This window comes from Pseudoclavibacter terrae, from assembly GCF_008831075.1.
Taxonomy (GTDB): domain Bacteria; phylum Actinomycetota; class Actinomycetes; order Actinomycetales; family Microbacteriaceae; genus Pseudoclavibacter; species Pseudoclavibacter terrae.
In genome coordinates, this window is sequence record NZ_WBJX01000006.1 from 252,250 (window position 1) to 270,027 (window position 17,778).

The window sequence follows — 17,778 nt, forward strand, 5'->3', positions numbered from 1 at the left end:
TCTAAGGCTCATATGACAAAGACCGAACACCTTCCCAAGCTCGCTGCAGGCTCCATGCGGATCATCCCGCTCGGAGGCCTGGGCGAGGTCGGCCGCAACATGGCGACGTTCGAGATCGACGGGAAGATCCTCATCGTCGACTGCGGCGTCCTCTTCCCCGAAGAGACCCAGCCAGGGGTCGACCTGATCCTGCCCGACTTCGACTCGATCCGCGCTCGTCTGGACGACGTCGTCGGCATCGTGCTGACCCACGGCCACGAGGACCACATCGGAGCGGTGCCGTACATCCTCCGACTCAAGCCGGACATCCCGCTCATCGGCTCCACGCTGACGCTCGCGCTCGTCGAGGCGAAGCTCAAGGAGCACCGCATCAAGCCGTACACGCTCACGGTGGCGGAGGGCCAGGTCGAGGAGCTCGGCCCGTTCTCGCTCGAGTTCGTGGCCGTCAACCACTCGATCCCGGATGCGCTCGCCGTGCACATCACGACGGACGCGGGCACCGTGCTCCACACGGGTGACTTCAAGATGGACCAGCTGCCGCTCGACGGCCGCCTCACGGACCTCCGCGCGTTCGCGCGTCTCGGCGAGGAGGGCATCGACCTCTTCATGGCCGACTCCACCAACGCCGAGGTTCCGGGCTTCACCCCGACGGAGCGCAATATCGGCCCGGTCATCGAGGACGTCATCTCGCGCACGAAGGGCAAGGTCGTCGTCGCGAGCTTCTCGAGCCACGTGCACCGCGTGCAGCAGGTCATCGACGCCGCAGCGGCCAATGGCCGTCGCGTCGCGCTCATGGGTCGCTCCATGGTGCGCAACATGGGCATCGCGTCCGAGCTCGGCTACCTGAACGTGCCGCAGGGCGTGCTCATCGACCACAAGAAGGCGCTCAAGCTGCCCGACAACGAGATCGTCTTCATGTCGACGGGGTCGCAGGGTGAGCCGATGGCTGTCCTCAGCCGCATCGCGTCGAAGACGCACGCCATCGAGGTTGGGGAGGACGACACCGTCATCCTCGCGTCGAGCCTCATCCCTGGCAACGAGAACTCGGTGTTCCGCGTCATCAACGCGCTCATCAAGCTCGGCGCGAACGTCGTGCACAAGGCGAACGCCAACGTCCACGTCTCGGGCCACGCCGCCGCGGGCGAGCTGCTCTACTGCTACAACATCCTGCAGCCGCGCCAGGTCATGCCCGTGCACGGCGAGATCCGTCACCTCGTCGCCAACGCCGAGATCGCGAAGAAGTCCGGCATCGCCGACGCGGACGTGCTGGTCGTCGAGAACGGCGCCGTCATCGACATGAAGGACGGCGTCGCACGCCAGGTCGCGCAGCTCGACATCGGCTTCATCTACGTCGACGGCTCGACGGTCGGCACGATCACCGACGCCGACCTCAAGGACCGGCGCATCCTCGCTGAGGAGGGATTCATCTCGATCTTCACGGTGGTCGAAGCGGCGACGGGCAACATCCTCGTCGGCCCCGAGATCCACGCACGAGGCTTCGCGCCGGATGAGGCCGTCTTCGACGACATCATTCCCGGCATCCAGAAGGCCCTCAAGGAGGCCGTCGAGGCGGGCAACTCGAATTCGTACCAGCTCTCGCAGGTCGTGCGTCGCACGATCGGCCGCTGGGTCAACACGAAGCACCGCCGTCACCCGATGATCATCCCGGTGGTCATCGAAGCCTGACGTCGTGCTCCGGGGGCCGCCGATCTCGGCGGCTCTCGGGGCGTCATCCTCGATCCTGTCGGTGGCCGCAGGTACCTTGGGCACCATGGCCACAACCTCGTCCAACACGAAGCGAACCCCCGCGCCCAAGAAGCGGGCGAGCGCGGCAGCTGCGAAGGCTCCGGTGGAGACCGAGAAGCCCGGCATCGCGACCCGAGCCTGGATGGCAGCGGCGAACGTCGCAGGCCAGACGGCTCGTGCGTTGGGGCCCGAAACGCTCGAGAAGGATCAGCGGCGCGACGGATTCCCGTTCCTGCTCTTCCTGCTCGCGGTCATCGGCGGCGTGGTCGTCTGGTTCTTCCCGGGCAACGGCGTTGCGATGGCCCTCAACGACTTCACCTTCGGCGGGCTCTTCGGCCGCATCTCCTACGCCCTGCCGGTGGTGCTCGCCTTCTTCGCCCTCTGGCTCTTTCGTCACCCTTCATCAGTGAGTGACAACGGCCGGATCGGCGTCGGCCTGTTCCTCGGCCTGGTGTCGAGCTCAGCGATCTGCCACGTCATCGCGGACAACCCGGACCCGGCGAACGGCATGCCCGCCCTTGCGCTCGGCGGCGGAGTGTTCGGCTGGCTCCTCGGCGGCACCCTCGGGGTCATCATCACCCCCATCGGCGCGGCCATCGTCGCCGGCCTGCTCGTCCTGCTCTCTGTCTTCATCATCACGAAGACCCCACCGCACAAGGTCGTCTCTCGACTGCGCGAGCTCTGGGAGTGGATGTTCGGCATCGACGAGGAGTCCGCAGCCCACGCACGCTCCGCGAAACCCGGCAAGGCAGCGGGCGGCGACGAGGAGAGCCTGCTCGGCGACGATGACCGCTCGCGTTCCGCCGACGCCGAGCGACTTCCCTGGTGGCGCCGGAACGAGTCCGGCCGTGAAGACGACGTCGACTACGAGGAGCAGCCATACGAGACGGCGGTCGCCGACACCAAGAAGCACGAGCACCACCGCATCGATCCCGAGGCGACGACGACCGTGCTGCGAGGGCTCACCTCCGAAGACCCAGACAACGCCGTCACCGGGCCGCAGCCCACCGCGGTGCTCCCAGGCCTGCGCATGGACGACGCGACCGATGTCATTGACGTCGCAGAACCGACCCTCTTCTCCGCGACCGGTATCCAGGACGACTCGGCGCCGACCGACCCGGACGAGTTCGCTGACCTCTTCGGCGCGCCTCCGGCTTCCGCAGCGGCCGTCGTGACGACCCCGTCCCCTGAGGCTGCTCCCGAAGCCGCCGAGGAGGACGGCGAGCAGTGGGACTCCCGCGACGCCGACTCGTCCGGCCAGGGGTACAGCCTCCCAGTGCAGTCGATGCTGTCCAGGGGCGCGCCCGCGCTGGCCCGCACCGAGGCGAACGACCTCATCGTGGAGGCGCTGAACTCCACATTCGCTCAGTTCAAGGTCGACGCCAAGGTGACCGGCTTCTCGAGGGGCCCGACGGTGACGCGCTACGAGGTCGAGGTGGCCCCCGGCGTCAAGGTCGAACGAGTCACGCAGCTCTCGAACAACATCGCGTACGCGGTCAAGAGCAACCAGGTGCGTATCCTGTCGCCGATCCCCGGCAAGAGCGCGATCGGCGTCGAGATCCCCAACTCAGACCGCGAGGTCGTGTCCCTCGGCGACGTCCTCCAGTCGCCGGAGTCGATCGCGGCCAGGCACCCCATGACGATCGGTGTCGGCAAGGACGTCGAGGGTGGCTTCGTGCTCGCCAACCTCGCGAAGATGCCGCACCTTCTCGTCGCCGGTGCAACGGGTGCCGGAAAGTCGAGCTTCGTCAACTCGATGATCGTGTCGCTCCTGATGCGCGCGACGCCAGCCGAGGTGCGCATGGTGCTCGTCGACCCGAAGCGCGTCGAGCTGACGCCGTACAGCGGAGTTCCTCACCTGATCACGCCCATCATCACGAACCCCAAGAAGGCAGCGGAGGCGCTGCAGTGGGTCGTGAAGGAGATGGAGATGCGCTACGACGACCTGGAGAGCTTCGGCTACCGGCACGTCGACGACTTCAACGCCGCGATCAGGTCGGGTGGCATCGTCCTGCCCGAGGGGTCGAAGCGCAAGCTCAAGCCGTACCCGTACCTGCTCGTCGTGGTCGACGAGCTCGCCGAGCTCATGATGGTCGCGCCCCGCGACGTCGAGGACTCCATCGTCCGCATCACCCAGCTGGCTCGCGCCGCGGGAATCCACCTCGTGCTCGCGACGCAGCGTCCAAGCGTCGATGTCGTCACAGGACTCATCAAGGCGAACGTCCCGAGTCGTCTCGCGTTCGCCGTGACGAGCTCCACCGACTCACGCGTCATCCTCGACCAGGTCGGTGCCGAGTCGCTCATCGGGCAGGGTGACGCGCTCTTCCTGCCGTCCGGAGCGAACAAGGCCGCCCGAGTGCAGGGCGCGTGGGTCAACGACAAAGAGATCATGGAGATCGTCGCGCACGTCAAGCGCCAGGCGCAGCCCGAGTACCGGGCCGACGTCGCGCAGGTCGTGGAGAAGAAGGAGATCGACGCCGATATCGGGGACGACCTCGAGCTCCTGCTCGCGGCTGCGGAGCTCGTCGTGAACTCGCAGTTCGGCTCGACCTCGATGCTGCAGCGCAAGCTGCGCGTCGGCTTCGCCAAGGCCGGGCGCCTCATGGACCTCATGGAGTCCCGCGAGATCGTCGGGCCCTCCGAGGGGTCCAAGGCCCGCGACGTGCTCGTCACGGCCGAAGAGCTGCCAGGCGTTCTGGCCCGGATCCGGGGACAGGAACCCGCTGCGGGCGCCTCAGCGCCGGCCGCCGCCGCGATACCGGCTGAGTCTGACGGCATGGCCGCGTCGTTCGATGCAGTCGCCGCCCAATACGATGGGCTTGAAGAAGTCGAAGGCGAGAGCGGCGACGAAGACGCCTGGGGTCTGACGGGGCGCGACTAGCGAGAGGCAGCACCATGACCGGTCGAATACTCCGTGGAGGCGACGGGCCGGTGAGCAACTGGTGCGTGCCGAACCTCATCACGATCGCGCGCATCCTGCTGGTGCCCGTCTTCGTGTGGTTCCTCCTGCTGGACGGCAACACCGATGGTGCCTGGCGCTGGGCGGCCGCCGTGCTGTTCATCGTGGCCATCGCGACCGACAGCCTTGACGGGCACATCGCCCGCAGCCGGAACCTCATCACGGACCTCGGCAAGCTCCTCGACCCCATCGCCGACAAGGCGCTCACCGGCACCGCGCTCGTGATGCTCTCCGTGCTCGGCGAGCTCCCGTGGTGGGTGACGATCATCATCCTCGTGCGCGAGCTGGGCATCACCTTCTGGCGACTGGCGGTCGCCAAGAAGCGCGTCCTGCCTGCCGGGCGGGGCGGCAAGCTCAAGACCCTTGTCCAGGCCTTCGCCATCTCCCTCGCGCTGCTTCCGCTCTGGGTCGTCTTCGGGGACTGGGTGCACTGGCTCAACGTCGTCTTCATGTCGGCGGCCTTCATCCTCACCGTGTGGTCCGGGATCGACTACCTCTGGCAGGCCTACCGACCGCAGAACAAGAAAACGCCCGAGCTTCGGGCCGACGACGGGAACCAGCGATGACCGGCGGAATCACCCCAGCACTCCCGCAGACGATCGAGCTGGGGCGCGTGCTGCTCGAGGCTGGCCTCAGCATCGGTGTCGCCGAGTCCCTCACCGGTGGCGCACTCGTCGCAGAGCTCGTCAAGATCCCCGGCATGTCCGCATCGCTCGCGGGCGGCATCGTCGCCTACCGCACCGAACTCAAGCACTCGCTGCTCGGGGTCGACGAGGACCTGCTGGCCGAGCGGGGGCCGGTCGACCCGGACGTCGCCGCCGCCATGGCCCTCGGCGCGCGGACCGCTCTTGCCGCTGGACGTGGCGAGCGCCTCGACATCGGACTCTCGACCACGGGCGTCGCAGGCCCGCAGCCGCAGGCGGGCCGAGCTCCCGGTGTGGTCTTCGTCGGCATCTCCTCACTCTTCGGCGACAAGGTCGTCGAGCTCGACTTCTCTTCGCTCGTCCGCCTCGACGACCCAGCCGGCAGTCGGCAGCGGGTCCGCGGTGCCACGGTCGAGGCGGCCGTTCACAACGTGCTCGAAATGCTCGTGGAACACTGACGCGGTATCGTGAGCGGAGCTTCCTCGAAGGTTGAGTCGAATCGCCTCAACATTCGGCTTTCTTTCAGGAATACCATCGATGTTTGCTTGGTTGTTCTCAGCGTGACGAAGTCTCCACGAAGTCTCGTAAGTTACAGTTCTTGGCATACGGCAGTAAGGAGGACCCCGCTATGGTCCTAGCGCGTCAAGAGATCGGTGAAGTGCTGCGCGATGTGCGCCTGCGCAAGGGGCACACGCTCCGGCAGGTCGCAGGTCGCGCCTCGGTTGCACTCGGCTACCTGAGTGAGGTCGAGCGCGGGCAGAAGGAAGCCTCGAGCGAGATCCTCGCTTCGGTGGCGGAAGCCCTCGAGACCCCCCTCTCAACCATCTATCGCGAAGTGGGCGACCGCCTGGCCGTTCACGAACGCTTTGACACGAGCATCCCGGACACGGTTCCGGACGACCTCCTGCTCGGAGTTCGCAAGCCGCTCGTCACGCGTTAGCGAGACGAGCCGCAGGCTTGCCCTTCGCCTGGAGAAGTGGCCGACGACGGCGCCGCAGCATCAGCTGCGGCGCCGTCGGCGTAGGCTTGGGGGATGCGCAAGAGCGAGTTCGACAGGGCCGTGGTCGACGAATTCGGTGACGCCTACGGGCGCTCCTTGATGCGAGACCTGGTGCTCGGGGCCGTCGGAGACCGCACGGCCCAGCAGGCGCTTGATGACGGAGTCGAGCCCCGCGACATCTGGCTCGCGCTCTGCGCTGACACAGGGGTGCCAGAGTCCAGACGCCACGGCGTCGGCACGATAGATCCCCGAGCTCGGGACTGATCTCGACCTCCGGAGTCACTGCCTTCCGTCCGACACGCCTGTCGGGTGTTCGAAGTAATGTTCTAAGCGCGTAGGGTGTTCACGTCGGACTCCTCGGAGACTTGTCCACAGATGAGGGACCTCGATCACAGAATGTCGGTGGTCGCCTCTAGCGTGAGTGTCGAGTAGCCAAGGAACCCGATCCGCCTTGTCGTCAGCGCTCTCCATCAGCGCGCGACAGCCGAGAGGCGACCGCCACATTCCGAGAGGACCATCACCATGCCAAACCCAGCAGACCGCGAAAAGGCACTTGACGCCGCACTCGCCCAGATCGACCGCCAGTTCGGCAAGGGGTCGGTCATGCGCCTCGGAAGCGACGAGCGCGCACCCGTTGAGACCATCCCGACCGGATCCGTCGCGCTCGACGTCGCGCTCGGCATCGGGGGGCTCCCTCGCGGCCGCATCGTCGAGATCTACGGCCCGGAGTCCTCGGGTAAGACGACGCTGACGCTCCACGCCATCGCGAACGCGCAGCGTGCCGGCGGCATCGCGGCGTTCATCGACGCCGAGCACGCGCTCGACCCCGAGTACGCGAAGAAGCTCGGCGTCGACATCGATGCACTCCTCGTCGCTCAGCCAGACACCGGCGAGCAGGCGCTTGAGATCACGGACATGCTGATCCGCTCTGGCTCCGTCGACCTCGTCGTCATCGACTCCGTGGCGGCCCTCGTGCCGAAGGCGGAGATCGAAGGAGAGATGGGCGACAGCCACGTTGGCCTCCAGGCGCGCCTCATGTCGCAGGCGCTCCGCAAGCTCACCGGTGGGCTCAGCCAGACGAAGACCACCGCCATCTTCATCAACCAGCTCCGCGAGAAGATCGGTGTCTTCTTCGGCAGCCCCGAGACCACCGCCGGTGGAAAGGCTTTGAAGTTCTACGCCTCGGTCCGCCTCGACATCCGTCGCATCGAGACCCTCAAGGACGGCACCGACGCCGTCGGCAACCGCACCCGTGTGAAGGTCGTCAAGAACAAGATGGCACCGCCCTTCAAGCAGGCGGAGTTCGACATCCTCTACGGTGTCGGCATCTCCCGCGAGGGCTCGCTCATCGACTTCGGGGTCGAGCACGGCCTCGTGCGCAAGTCGGGCGCCTGGTACACCTACGAAGGCGACCAGCTGGGGCAAGGCAAAGAGAACGCCCGCAACTTCCTCATCCAGCACCCCGAGATCGCCGAGGAGATCGAGCGCAAGATCCTGGCGAAGCTCGGTGTGGGCCAGCCAGCCGACGCGCCCGCCGAGGCTGTCGAGGCACCGCTCGCGCCTGTCGCCGCCGAGGCGAAGGTCGCTCAGCGGCGCGGCGCATGACCGACGAGCTCGCTCCGGTGACGCCCCTCTTCGGGGCGTCGCCCGCGGGCCGTCAGCCAGCCTCGAAGGCTGACCCGGTCGAGCCGACCACGGAGTCGGCCCCGTCGAGTCCGACGATGCGAGACGCTGCCAGCTCTGCGGCACAGTCCCGCCCCTCGACCGGCGGAACTCCGAGACTCGTTTCCATCCCAGGCGGGCAAGGCGAGACACAGGCTTTCACGGCCGTCGTGCCCGCTGGGATGGACTCGGAATCTCGGCTGCGGCTTGTCGAAGAAGCGCAGGAGACGCTGGTCCGTGCGCTCGCACGCAGCGACCGGTCGACCGAGGAGGCGCGGCGACTGCTCCGAGACTGGCGAGGCGAGGACCCGAGGGGGGCGCAGGCTCCCGAGGACGGCTCCGACGAAGCCGCCGAGTACGAGGCATCCCTTCGGCTCGACGACGACGAGACCGAGCGGATCATCGAACGCTGCACTGAGCTCGGCTACCTCGACGACTTCAGACTCGCCGAGCTGCTCGTGCACAAGGCCAGAGACAAGAAGCGGTCGGGCATCCAGGGCGTCGAGCGCGCCCTTCGCGACCGGCACCTCTCCACGGAAGCGATCCAGGAGGCGCTCGCCGAGATCGATCGCGACGACGAGCTCGAGCGCGCCACCGAACTCGCCACCGAGCGCGCCAGGCGAGTGACCGGGGTCGAGCCAGACGCGGCGATCCGTCGCATCGCCGGGTTCCTCTCCAGGCGCGGATACTCCGCAGGCGTCGCGTTCGCCGCTGCCAGGGAAGCCGTCCAGGGAGGTGCCAGGACACACCGCCCCACGAGCGGCTCAGCCGGCGTGTTCTTCGGCGTCACTCCCGTCGAGTAGCGCCAGCGCAACGCGCTGCCCCTCAGCGTCGCGGGCGACCTCGAGGCGGACCAGAGCCTCCTCGAGGGCTCGCCGAGCCGCGGCTGGAGCACCAGCCCGATCGTGTGCCTCAGCCAACACGAAGCCCACGCGACCTGCCGCGCGCAGGTCCCGTTCCGCTTCGAGGGCCGAGATGGCAGCCATCGCCTGCGTCGCCGCACGCGACGGCTCGCCGTCCCGCAAGGCCGCGCGAGCGCGGCGAACCGCCACGATCGCGGCCTCCTGCTCCCGCTCGGCGACGGGCGACAGGTGCAGGGCCGCGATCTGCAGGTTGGCGTCGAAACCCGCGAACACCGCGGCACCCGACGGGAACGACGTCGCCCCGAGGGCCAGGAGCACCTCGCTCCGCCCGGCGAACTCCACGGCCGTCACGGGCAGCCCCCGCGACGCCGCTGCCGGAGCAACCACCTCATCCACCCACCGATCCCAAGCGAACTCGCTCTGTCGGTACTGATCGCGCAGCCCCGCGTCGCAGACGATCAGCAGCCCATGGCGCGGCTCGACAACCGGCACCTCGCCCTGGAGCTCGCTCGGCAGAGAATGCCAGTACGCCTCATCGCGAGGCGCGTCCCTCCAGCGCTCAGGCTCATCGTGCATCGAGATCGTCAGAGCCTCGAGGCTCGAGGCCCCCGACTCATCGGTGACCACCGTGGTCACCGTCTGCAGCGGACCCCCACCCACCTTCAGCACGAGACCGTCGACTCCGTTCTCACCGCCCGCCGGTCCGACATACAGGGCCCCGCTCGGCGCCGAGATGACAGCCGAACGCTCCCCGCGCGCCTCAACGCGGCCAGCATCGGTCTGCAGCAGCCCCCTCTGGAGAGCAAGAGAAGTCGCCGGTGTGACGCCGTCATCAGTGGTCATGGCTCGCATCCCGCCAGCGTAGCGGTGGCAGTGCGCCATCGTGAAGCGAACGTAGAATTGGCGGATCATGAGCGAGACAGCCACACCCATCGCACCCTCCCCAGCTGCACGCAGACCAGACGGGTCGCCGAGGAGCTACGAAGTGCGCACGCTCGGCTGTCAGATGAACGTGCACGACTCCGAGCGCATGTCCGGTTCGCTGCGCGCTGCTGGGTACGTCGAAGCCGAGGGCCTCGAACCAGACGTCGTCGTCATCAACACGTGCGCCGTCCGCGAGAACGCGGACAACCGTCTCTACGGCAACCTCGGGCAGCTGGCTGCCATCAAGCGCGAACACGAAGGCATGCAGATCGCCGTCGGCGGGTGCCTGGCCCAGAAGGATCGCGGAACGATCCTGGAAAAGGCCCCGTGGGTCGACGTGGTCTTCGGAACACACAACATGGGGGCGCTGCCGAGCCTCCTCGAGCGGGCACGGCACAACGACGAGGCCCAGCTCGAGATCCTCGAATCCCTCGACGTCTTCCCGTCGACGCTGCCGACCAAGCGCGACTCGACCTACTCCGGGTGGGTGTCCATCTCAGTGGGATGCAACAACACCTGCACCTTCTGCATCGTGCCGTCGCTCCGAGGCAAGGAGAAGGACCGCAGGCCAGGAGACGTCCTCGGCGAGATGCGTGCGCTCGTCGACGACGGCGCGATCGAGGTCACGCTGCTCGGGCAGAACGTCAACTCCTACGGGGTCGAGTTCGGCGACCGCCAGGCATTCAGCAAGCTCCTCCGCGCGGCCGGCCAGATCGAAGGCCTCGAACGCGTGCGCTTCACGAGCCCGCACCCCGCCGCCTTCACGCAGGACGTCATCGATGCCATGGCGGAGACCCCCAACGTCATGCCGCAGCTCCACATGCCACTGCAGTCCGGCTCGGAGCGCATCCTCAAAGCCATGCGGCGCTCGTACCGCAGCACGAAGTTCCTCGGCATCCTCGACAAGGTGAGAGAGCAGATGCCGCACGCTGCCATCACCACCGACATCATCGTCGGCTTCCCGGGTGAGACCGAAGAGGACTTCGCCGAGACCATGCGCGTCGTCGAGGCCTCGAGATTCGCGAGTGCCTTCACCTTCCAGTACTCGATCCGGCCGGGCACGCCCGCCGCGACGATGCCGGATCAGGTGCCGAAGGCGGTCGTGCAGGAGCGCTACGAGCGGCTCATGGCGCTGCAGGACCGCATCAGCCGCGAGGAGAACGAGAAGCTCGTCGGCTCGGTGCAGCGGATCCTGGTCAGCGCAGGCGAGGGGAAGAAAGACGGCGAGACCCATCGCATGTCCGGGCGAGCTGAAGACAACAGGCTCGTGCACTTCTCTGTGCCGACGGATGCGGAGCGTCCGCGACCCGGGGACGTCGTGACCGCCGAGATCACGACCGCGGCGTCGTTCCACCTCGTGGCCGATGCCCGCTCGCCCCACCTCGATGTCCGCCGGACGACGGCGGGGGACGCCTGGGATCGGTCGCTCGCGGAGAGCTGCGCGGTACCGACGCCGGGAGGAGCCCAGAGCCGCGTCTCGCTCGGTCTTCCGACGCTCCGGCGAGCCTGACCGTGTTCATCACGATCGGGGGAGCGACCGGCACGGGCAAGTCGCGGCTCTCGCTCGAGGTGGCCGCCCGGCTTCGCGCCGCAGGTCGAGGAGCTCAGATCATCAACGCCGACGCCATGCAGCTGTACCGCGGCATGGACATCGGCACCGCGAAGCTCAGCGTCGAGGAACGCGAGGGAGTGCAGCACCACCTCCTCGACGTCCTGGAGGTCACAGAGGACGCGAGCGTCGCCTGGTACCAGGAACGCGCGAGAGCTCTCATCGCGCAGATCGAAGACGAGGGAGACGTGCCTATCCTCGTCGGCGGATCCGGGCTCTACATCGCCGGCGTGTGCTTCGACCTGCGATTCCCCGGAACCGACCCGCAGATCCGCGCGCGGCTCGACGCCGAGTTGGAGAGCGACGGACCTGGCCCGCTCTTCGCACGGCTGCGTGAGCTGGACCCGACCGCCGCAGCCACGATGGACGCGCGGAACGGTCGTCGTCTCGTCCGTGCGCTCGAGGTGATCGAGGTCACCGGCGAGCCGTTCAGCGCGCAGCTGCCCGACCAGGAGGCGACCTGGCGTGACGTGACCTTCGCCGTCGTCGAGGAGCACCGCGAAGTGCTCACGCCGCGGCTGGACGCCAGGGTGGAGCGGATGTGGGACAGCGGACTCCTGGAAGAGACGGAGACGCTGGCGGAAGCCGGCCTGGAACGCGGTACGACCGCGAGACGAGCCATCGGCTACCAGCAGGCGCTCGCGCAACTTCGAGGTCAGGTGACTCGCGCTGAGGCGATCGCGGAGGCGCAGCTGCTCACTCGGAAGTACGCGAGGCGACAGGTCTCGTGGTTCCGTCGCTACCGCACGGCCGTCCGCGCGCACGGCGGCGAGGGCTTCGCCGCCCAGCGCATCATCGAAGCAGCTGGACTCTGATGCGTCGTTCGCTGCGCACGGGCCGGGTCAGATGTCCGTAGCATTGACGCCATGACACAACTCGCGTTCACCAAGGCGCAGGCCACCGGCAACGACTTCGTCCTCGTCTCCGACCCGGATGGCGAACTCGAGCTGGGACCTCAGCGCGTGGCGCGGCTGTGCGACCGCAACTTCGGCGTCGGCGGCGATGGGCTCATCCGCGCCGTTCGCTCCGCGCACCTCGCGGAGGGCCGTGAGCTGCAGGCGGCGAACCCCGGCGCAGAGTGGTTCATGGACTACCGCAATGGCGACGGATCCATCGCCGAGATGTGTGGCAACGGGGTCCGCGCCTTCGCTAGATTCCTCACCGAGACCGGTCTGGCGACGCTGGCTGCGGGGGAGCGTCTCGAGATCGGGACGCGCGCTGGGCTCCGGATCGTCGAGCGCGAGGGCGACGGCTTCCGCGTCGACATGGGTCCGTGGCGTCTTGAGGGCGGAGAGCCGCTGGTGACCGTGCCGCACATCGGTGTGTCCCGCCCGGGCCTCGGCATCGACGTCGGGAACCCTCACGTGGTCGTGGCCCTCTCGAGCGAGGAGGAGCTGGATCGTCTCGAGCTCTTCCACGCCCCGCTCATCGAGCCTGCGCCCGAGCTCGGCGCGAACGTCGAGTTCGTGGTGCCGCACGACCAGCTCGTCCAGGACGGGGTCGGGCACATCCGGATGCGCGTTCACGAGCGAGGTGTCGGCGAGACGCTCTCCTGCGGCACCGGCGCGGTCGCGTCAGCGCTTGCGGTCCGCTCCTGGGCTGGTGCAGGAGCGCCGGACGTGTGGTCGGTACGAGTGCCGGGTGGTGTCCTCGAGGTCACCGTCGCGCCGGTCGACGGCGTCGAGCACGTGTTCCTGTCCGGGCCGGCCGAGATCGCCTTCACCGGCGTTGTCGAGGACGACCTCGCTACTGAGCTCGCCGCACCCGCAGCACTCTGAATCCGGCGTCCGTCGAGTGGCGCTCGACGGACAGCTCCGGACCGAACTGCTTCGCGATCCACGCCTGCAGCGAGTCGCCGCCGAGCTTCTTCGCGACGACGAGCCATGCCTCGCCGTTCGCGTTGAGGCGGGGGAGCCAGTCGATGAGCAGCTGATGCAGCGCGTCCTTCCCGATCCTGATGGGCGGGTTGGACCAGATGAGGTCGAAGCGGGCGTCCGATGGGACATCTGACGGCAGGAATGCCCTGATCCGATCGAGGCCGAGGTTCTCTGCATTCTCACGGGTCAGGAGGAGTGCTCGCTCGTTCACATCGACGGCCCACACGTCGAGCTCCGGCGACTCGAGCGCCAGGGCCAGGCTGATCGCGCCCCAGCCGCAGCCGAGATCCACCGCCGTGCCAGTGCTTGGAGGCTTCGGGGCGGCGGCGAGCAGCGCCTGGGTTCCTCGATCGAGATGCTCCGGGCTGAAGGTGCCGCCCGCCGTGGTCACGGTCGCTGCGCGCCCCCGGAGCCTGACCTGGATGCTTCGCCGCTCGAGCGGGCCGTCTGGGGTTGCTGAGAAGTAATGCTGAGCGGTCACCCCTAGACGCTAGCACCGGCGTAGAATCGTACGAATATGCGAGATTCTGAAACTCCTCCAGGCGAGAGCAACGACGCGATCGACCGAATCCTTCGAGCGGCGAAAGAGCCGGGCGCGACCATGACCCTGTTCTCGTCCGGGCGTGCGCAGGCACTGCAGGACGGTGCGAGCACGGGGTACGACGGCGAATCCGATGGCGACCAGCTCGAGCGTGAGGCGCGCCAGTCACTGAGGCGCGTCGAGAGCCTGCGCACGGAACTCGAGGACGTCACCGAGGTCGAGTACCGCAAGGTGCGTCTTGAGCGGGTCGTCCTCGTCGGCGTCTACCGCCGAAACTCCCTCGAGGAGGCCGAGAACTCCATGCAGGAGCTGGCGGCCCTCGCGGAGACAGCGGGCGCCGTCGTCCTCGACGGCGTACTCCAGCGGCGCCCGAACCCAGACCCGGCCACGTACCTGGGCCGAGGCAAGGTCGCGGAGCTGAAGGAGATCGTCGCGGCCCTTGAGGCCGACACGGTGGTCGCGGACACGGAGCTCGCACCAAGCCAGCGGCGTGCGCTCGAGGACGAGATCAAGGTCAAGGTCATCGACCGCACTGCCGTGATCCTCGACATCTTCTCCCAGCACGCGAAGAGCCGAGAGGGCAAGGCTCAAGTCGAGCTGGCGCAGATGGAGTACATGCTCCCGCGCCTCCGAGGCTGGGGTGAGTCGATGTCTCGCCAGGCTGGTGGGCAGGTCGGCGGCGGAGCTGGCATGGGGTCGAGGGGTCCCGGTGAGACGAAGATCGAGCTCGATCGTCGGCGCATTCGCACGAAGATGGCCAAGCTCCGGCACCAGATCGCGGACATGAAGGACGCCCGCGACGTGAAGCGCGCGACTCGGGAGCGCAACCAGGTGCCGGCAGTCGCCATCGTCGGCTACACCAACGCCGGCAAGTCGAGCCTGCTCAACCGCATCACTCATGCGGGAGTTCTGGTCGAGAACGTGCTCTTCGCAACGCTGGACGCGACGGTGCGCAAGGCATCCACCGAGGACGGCCGTCCGTACACGATCGCCGACACCGTCGGTTTCGTGCGCAACCTGCCCCACCAGCTGGTCGAGGCCTTCCGTTCGACGCTCGAGGAGCTGCAGGCGGCCGACGTCATCGTGCACGCCGTCGACGCCTCGCACCCGGATCCGGCCGCTCAGCTGGCGACGGTCCGCGATGTCATCGGTGAGGTCGAGGCGCACGACGTCCCGGAGATCGTCGTCTTCACCAAGGCCGACCTCGTCGACAGCGACCGGCGCCTTGAGCTGCAGGGCCTCGCGAACGACGGCATCTTCGTATCTGCGCACACCGGCGAGGGCATCGACCTGCTGCTCGCGCGAATCGCGGAGCTGCTCCCGACGCCGGAGGTCACGATCGACGTGCTGCTGCCGTTCGAACGAGGTGACCTCGTCTCCTACCTCCACGAGCGCGGCGCCGTCCTCGAGTTGGGCCACGAGGAGGGGGGCACTCGCCTCAAGGCGCGAGTGAACCCCGACCAGCTCGGCCTGTTCGAGCAGTTCACCGTCGCGGGCTGAGTCGCCTCAGCGCGACTGAGCGCCACACGCAGAAGAGCGGCAAGCCCAATGGGCTTGCCGCTCTTCTGCGTTGAGGTGGGACTTCTCCGGCAGGATCAGATGGAGCGGAGCACTGCGACGACCTTGCCCAGGATCTCCGCCTCGTCACCGAGGATCGGCTCGAAGTCGCTGTTGCGGGGGAGCAGCCAGATGTGTCCGTCCCGCTTGCGGAAGGTCTTGACGGTGGCCTCGCCGTCGAGCATGGCAGCGACGATGTCACCGTTCTCCGCAGTGCGCTGCGACCGCACCACCACCCAGTCGCCGTCGCAGATGGCGGCGTCGATCATCGACTCGCCGACCACGCGGAGCAGGAAGAGCTCACCCTTGCCGACGATCTGGCGGGGGAGCGCGAAGACGTCCTCGACCTGCTGCTCCGCCGTGATCGGGATGCCGGCCGCGATGCGACCGACGACAGGCACGAAGGCGGCCTCCGCCGTGTCGTTCGAGTCTCCGTCGTCCGCGTGGTCGAAATGCACGAGCACCTCGAGGGCTCGTGGCATGCCCGGGTTCCGCTTGATGTAGCCGAACTTCTCAAGCTGCCCGAGCTGATGGGTCACGCTCGAGAGCGAGACCAGCCCGACCGTGTCGCCGATCTCGCGCATGCTCGGCGGGTACCCGCGAGTGCGAACCGACTCGATGATGCAGGTCAGGATCCGCTCCTGCTTCTCGGTCAGCTTCCTGTAGATGTCACTCGCTGGCTTCTTGGCCATGTCGTCTCCGTCCGCTCTCCGACACGGAATGTCGGTGGCAGATGATGCACTGCCTGATAGCGCCAACCCTACCGAGGGTGCACGCAGCTACGAAACATTTCTTCGAGTGTTGTGGAGGAATGTTCGGCAGATTCGAACGTTCGACCTTGACTTGACACTTTGTTCGTAGCTATATTCAGTACATACATTCGACCACTCGAAGATGTGGACGAATCAGGAGGAATCATGAACAACACTGTCGCACCGCTCCGCCTCACCGTTCGAGGCCGCCGGGTCGTCCTGGCGCTTGCCGCGCTGCCCGTCGCTGCCGCCATCGCGCTCGGCGCCACGCACATGACGGCCGCAGCGGCGTCGAGCGAGGCAGCCGATGTCGAGTTCGAGTACGTCACGGTCGGCGCAGGCGACACCCTCTGGGGTATCGCCGAGGAGATCGCAGGCGACGCCGACGTCCGTGACGTCATCGTCGAGATCTCCAAGCTCAACGCGCTCGAGAACGGCACGGTTCAGGCCGGCCAGCGTCTCGCCCTGCCGCTCGACTGACGTCACACATGTCCTCGACGGACACCTCGGCCGCGGGGCGGCGGGGGCGTCGTCGTAGGCTTATCCGGTGACCTCGTTCGAAGACCTGCCAATCCGCGACGATCTTCGCGGACTCACCCCATATGGAGCGCCTCAGCAACCAGTGCGCGTCGCCATCAACGTCAATGAGAACCCGCACCAGGTTCCAGAGGTCGTCGCACGACGCATCATCGAGGCGATCGCCCGCGAGCTCCCGGGCCTCAACCGGTATCCGGACCGCGAGTTCACAGCGCTCCGCGAACAGTTGAGCGTCTACCTCGGCCACGACATCTCACCCGAGCAGGTGTGGGCGGCAAACGGCTCCAACGAGATCATGCAGCAGCTCTTGCAGGTCTTCGGGGGGCCAGGTCGGAGCGTGCTCAGCTTCACGCCCAGCTACTCGATGTACCCGCTGCTCACGCAAGGGGTGGGGTCCACCTGGGTGCCCGTGCCGCGGGCCGATGACTTCACGCTCACCGCAGAGCTCGTCACCGAGGCCATCGAGCGGGAGCAGCCCGACATCACGATCATCTGCTCGCCCAACAACCCGACGGGCACCGCGACCGACCTCAGCGTGATCGCCGCTGCCTACGAGGCGACCGACGGCATCCTCATCGTCGACGAGGCCTACGCGGAGTTCCTCCCGGACGGCGAGGAGACCGCGCTCTCGCTGCTTCCCGGACGCGAGCGGCTCGTCGTCTCGAGGACCATGAGCAAGGCATTCGCGTTCGCGGGCGCTCGCGTCGGGTACTTCGCGGCTGACCCCGCCGTCGTGGATGCCGTGCGGCTCGTCCGCCTTCCCTATCACCTGTCCGCGATCACGCAGGCCGCGGCAACCGCCGCACTCGAGTGCTCCCAGATCATGCTGCAGCAGGTCGACGCCATCCGCGAGCAGCGTGACCGCCTTGTCCGAGAGCTCCCGGCGCTCGGCTTCACGCCGTGGGAGTCCGGGGCGAACTTCGTGCTCTTCGGGGGCGTCGACGACCCGGCAGGCACCTTCTCCCGGCTGCTGGAACGCGACATCCTGGTCCGCGACGTCGGGATCCCGAACACGCTCAGGGTGACGGCGGGAACGCGGGCGGAGACGACCACCTTCCTGGACGCTCTCGCCGAGATCACGAACGCCGGGAAGGCCTAGGCTGGAGG

The 17,778-nt window shown here is 67.5% G+C and carries 17 protein-coding genes; 14 read left to right on the forward strand and 3 right to left on the reverse strand.

The genetic code is table 11. From position 1 onward, the window contains the following. The first annotated feature begins 12 nt into the window (after positions 1 to 12). From F8O03_RS16425 to F8O03_RS16460, 8 genes are all read left to right on the forward strand, one after another. Positions 13 to 1,686 carry a ribonuclease J gene (locus F8O03_RS16425; RefSeq protein ID WP_151424806.1) on the forward strand — a complete coding sequence of 558 codons (1,674 nt, stop codon included), beginning with the start codon at positions 13 to 15 and terminating at the stop codon, positions 1,684 to 1,686. A gap of 85 nt (positions 1,687 to 1,771) precedes the next feature. Further along, positions 1,772 to 4,627 (forward strand): FtsK/SpoIIIE family DNA translocase, encoded by a 2,856-nt coding sequence (locus F8O03_RS16430; protein WP_151424807.1) that lies wholly within the window; start codon positions 1,772 to 1,774, stop codon positions 4,625 to 4,627. A 14-nt stretch (positions 4,628 to 4,641) separates the two neighbouring features. Further along, a complete protein-coding gene (gene pgsA / locus F8O03_RS16435) occupies positions 4,642 to 5,271 on the forward strand; it encodes a CDP-diacylglycerol--glycerol-3-phosphate 3-phosphatidyltransferase (RefSeq protein ID WP_151424808.1) in 630 nt (209 codons plus the stop codon). Next, on the forward strand, positions 5,268 to 5,807 hold the full coding sequence (locus F8O03_RS16440) for a CinA family protein (RefSeq protein ID WP_151424809.1): 540 nt from the start codon (positions 5,268 to 5,270) through the stop codon (positions 5,805 to 5,807). The genes pgsA and F8O03_RS16440 overlap by 4 nt, the downstream gene beginning before the upstream one ends. 170 nt (positions 5,808 to 5,977) lie before the next feature. Then, on the forward strand, positions 5,978 to 6,289 hold the full coding sequence (locus F8O03_RS16445; RefSeq protein WP_104253024.1) for a helix-turn-helix domain-containing protein: 312 nt from the start codon (positions 5,978 to 5,980) through the stop codon (positions 6,287 to 6,289). A 93-nt stretch (positions 6,290 to 6,382) separates the two neighbouring features. Next, positions 6,383 to 6,613: a DUF3046 domain-containing protein gene (locus tag F8O03_RS16450; RefSeq protein ID WP_151424810.1), complete on the forward strand. Its 231-nt coding sequence runs from the start codon at positions 6,383 to 6,385 to the stop codon at positions 6,611 to 6,613. A 258-nt stretch (positions 6,614 to 6,871) separates the two neighbouring features. Next, entirely contained in the window at positions 6,872 to 7,954 is a 1,083-nt protein-coding gene (gene recA / locus F8O03_RS16455) for a recombinase RecA (protein ID WP_151424811.1), read from the forward strand. Beyond that, positions 7,951 to 8,814: a regulatory protein RecX gene (locus F8O03_RS16460; RefSeq protein WP_151424812.1), complete on the forward strand. Its 864-nt coding sequence runs from the start codon at positions 7,951 to 7,953 to the stop codon at positions 8,812 to 8,814. The genes recA and F8O03_RS16460 overlap by 4 nt, the downstream gene beginning before the upstream one ends. Here F8O03_RS16460 and F8O03_RS16465 read toward each other — a convergent pair. Further along, positions 8,776 to 9,717 carry a hypothetical protein gene (locus tag F8O03_RS16465; protein ID WP_151424813.1) on the reverse strand — a complete coding sequence of 314 codons (942 nt, stop codon included), beginning with the start codon at positions 9,715 to 9,717 and terminating at the stop codon, positions 8,776 to 8,778. The two genes, F8O03_RS16460 and F8O03_RS16465, sit on opposite strands and share 39 nt — an antisense overlap. 67 nt (positions 9,718 to 9,784) lie before the next feature. Here F8O03_RS16465 and miaB point away from each other — a divergent pair, with 67 nt between their 5' ends. The 3 genes from miaB to dapF are packed head-to-tail and all read left to right on the forward strand — an operon-like array spanning position 9,785 to position 13,185. Beyond that, the gene (miaB, locus tag F8O03_RS16470) at positions 9,785 to 11,308 is read left to right on the forward strand and encodes a tRNA (N6-isopentenyl adenosine(37)-C2)-methylthiotransferase MiaB (protein ID WP_151424814.1); all 1,524 of its coding nucleotides are present in this window, start codon (positions 9,785 to 9,787) and stop codon (positions 11,306 to 11,308) included. Then, positions 11,305 to 12,222, forward strand: a complete 918-nt coding sequence (miaA, locus tag F8O03_RS16475) for a tRNA (adenosine(37)-N6)-dimethylallyltransferase MiaA (protein ID WP_151424815.1) — start codon at positions 11,305 to 11,307, stop codon at positions 12,220 to 12,222. The genes miaB and miaA overlap by 4 nt, the downstream gene beginning before the upstream one ends. A 51-nt stretch (positions 12,223 to 12,273) precedes the next feature. Beyond that, entirely contained in the window at positions 12,274 to 13,185 is a 912-nt protein-coding gene (dapF, locus tag F8O03_RS16480; protein WP_151424816.1) for a diaminopimelate epimerase, read from the forward strand. Here the strand turns inward: dapF and F8O03_RS16485 are convergent. Then, positions 13,154 to 13,765, reverse strand: a complete 612-nt coding sequence (locus F8O03_RS16485; protein ID WP_151424817.1) for a class I SAM-dependent methyltransferase — start codon at positions 13,763 to 13,765, stop codon at positions 13,154 to 13,156. The genes dapF and F8O03_RS16485 overlap by 32 nt on opposite strands. A 36-nt stretch (positions 13,766 to 13,801) precedes the next feature. On the opposite strand from F8O03_RS16485, the gene hflX reads away from it, so the two are divergent. After that, positions 13,802 to 15,325: a GTPase HflX gene (gene hflX, locus F8O03_RS16490; RefSeq protein ID WP_151424818.1), complete on the forward strand. Its 1,524-nt coding sequence runs from the start codon at positions 13,802 to 13,804 to the stop codon at positions 15,323 to 15,325. Positions 15,326 to 15,420: 95 nt separating this feature from the next. Here the strand turns inward: hflX and lexA are convergent, their stop codons facing one another. Further along, entirely contained in the window at positions 15,421 to 16,074 is a 654-nt protein-coding gene (gene lexA, locus F8O03_RS16495) for a transcriptional repressor LexA (RefSeq protein ID WP_104253014.1), read from the reverse strand. Between the two features lie 225 nt (positions 16,075 to 16,299). Here lexA and F8O03_RS16500 point away from each other — a divergent pair, with 225 nt between their 5' ends. Together F8O03_RS16500 and F8O03_RS16505 are read left to right on the forward strand one after the other, a co-directional pair. Then, positions 16,300 to 16,614, forward strand: coding sequence for a LysM peptidoglycan-binding domain-containing protein (locus F8O03_RS16500; protein WP_151424819.1), 315 nt, complete (start codon positions 16,300 to 16,302; stop codon positions 16,612 to 16,614). Positions 16,615 to 16,681: 67 nt separating this feature from the next. Further along, entirely contained in the window at positions 16,682 to 17,770 is a 1,089-nt protein-coding gene (locus F8O03_RS16505) for a histidinol-phosphate transaminase (RefSeq protein WP_151424820.1), read from the forward strand. Positions 17,771 to 17,778 lie beyond the last annotated feature (8 nt).

Coding starts and splice junctions, on each gene's coding strand:
- F8O03_RS16500 (WP_151424819.1), top strand. CDS start 16,300: ATGAACAACACTGTCGCACCGCTCCGCCTCACCGTTCGAGGCCGCCGG.
- F8O03_RS16465 (WP_151424813.1), bottom strand. CDS start 9,717: ATGACCACTGATGACGGCGTCACACCGGCGACTTCTCTTGCTCTCCAG.
- miaB (WP_151424814.1), top strand. CDS start 9,785: ATGAGCGAGACAGCCACACCCATCGCACCCTCCCCAGCTGCACGCAGA.
- F8O03_RS16460 (WP_151424812.1), top strand. CDS start 7,951: ATGACCGACGAGCTCGCTCCGGTGACGCCCCTCTTCGGGGCGTCGCCC.
- pgsA (WP_151424808.1), top strand. CDS start 4,642: ATGACCGGTCGAATACTCCGTGGAGGCGACGGGCCGGTGAGCAACTGG.
- F8O03_RS16440 (WP_151424809.1), top strand. CDS start 5,268: ATGACCGGCGGAATCACCCCAGCACTCCCGCAGACGATCGAGCTGGGG.
- dapF (WP_151424816.1), top strand. CDS start 12,274: ATGACACAACTCGCGTTCACCAAGGCGCAGGCCACCGGCAACGACTTC.
- F8O03_RS16425 (WP_151424806.1), top strand. CDS start 13: ATGACAAAGACCGAACACCTTCCCAAGCTCGCTGCAGGCTCCATGCGG.
- F8O03_RS16430 (WP_151424807.1), top strand. CDS start 1,772: ATGGCCACAACCTCGTCCAACACGAAGCGAACCCCCGCGCCCAAGAAG.
- recA (WP_151424811.1), top strand. CDS start 6,872: ATGCCAAACCCAGCAGACCGCGAAAAGGCACTTGACGCCGCACTCGCC.
- F8O03_RS16445 (WP_104253024.1), top strand. CDS start 5,978: ATGGTCCTAGCGCGTCAAGAGATCGGTGAAGTGCTGCGCGATGTGCGC.
- F8O03_RS16450 (WP_151424810.1), top strand. CDS start 6,383: ATGCGCAAGAGCGAGTTCGACAGGGCCGTGGTCGACGAATTCGGTGAC.
- hflX (WP_151424818.1), top strand. CDS start 13,802: ATGCGAGATTCTGAAACTCCTCCAGGCGAGAGCAACGACGCGATCGAC.
- lexA (WP_104253014.1), bottom strand. CDS start 16,074: ATGGCCAAGAAGCCAGCGAGTGACATCTACAGGAAGCTGACCGAGAAG.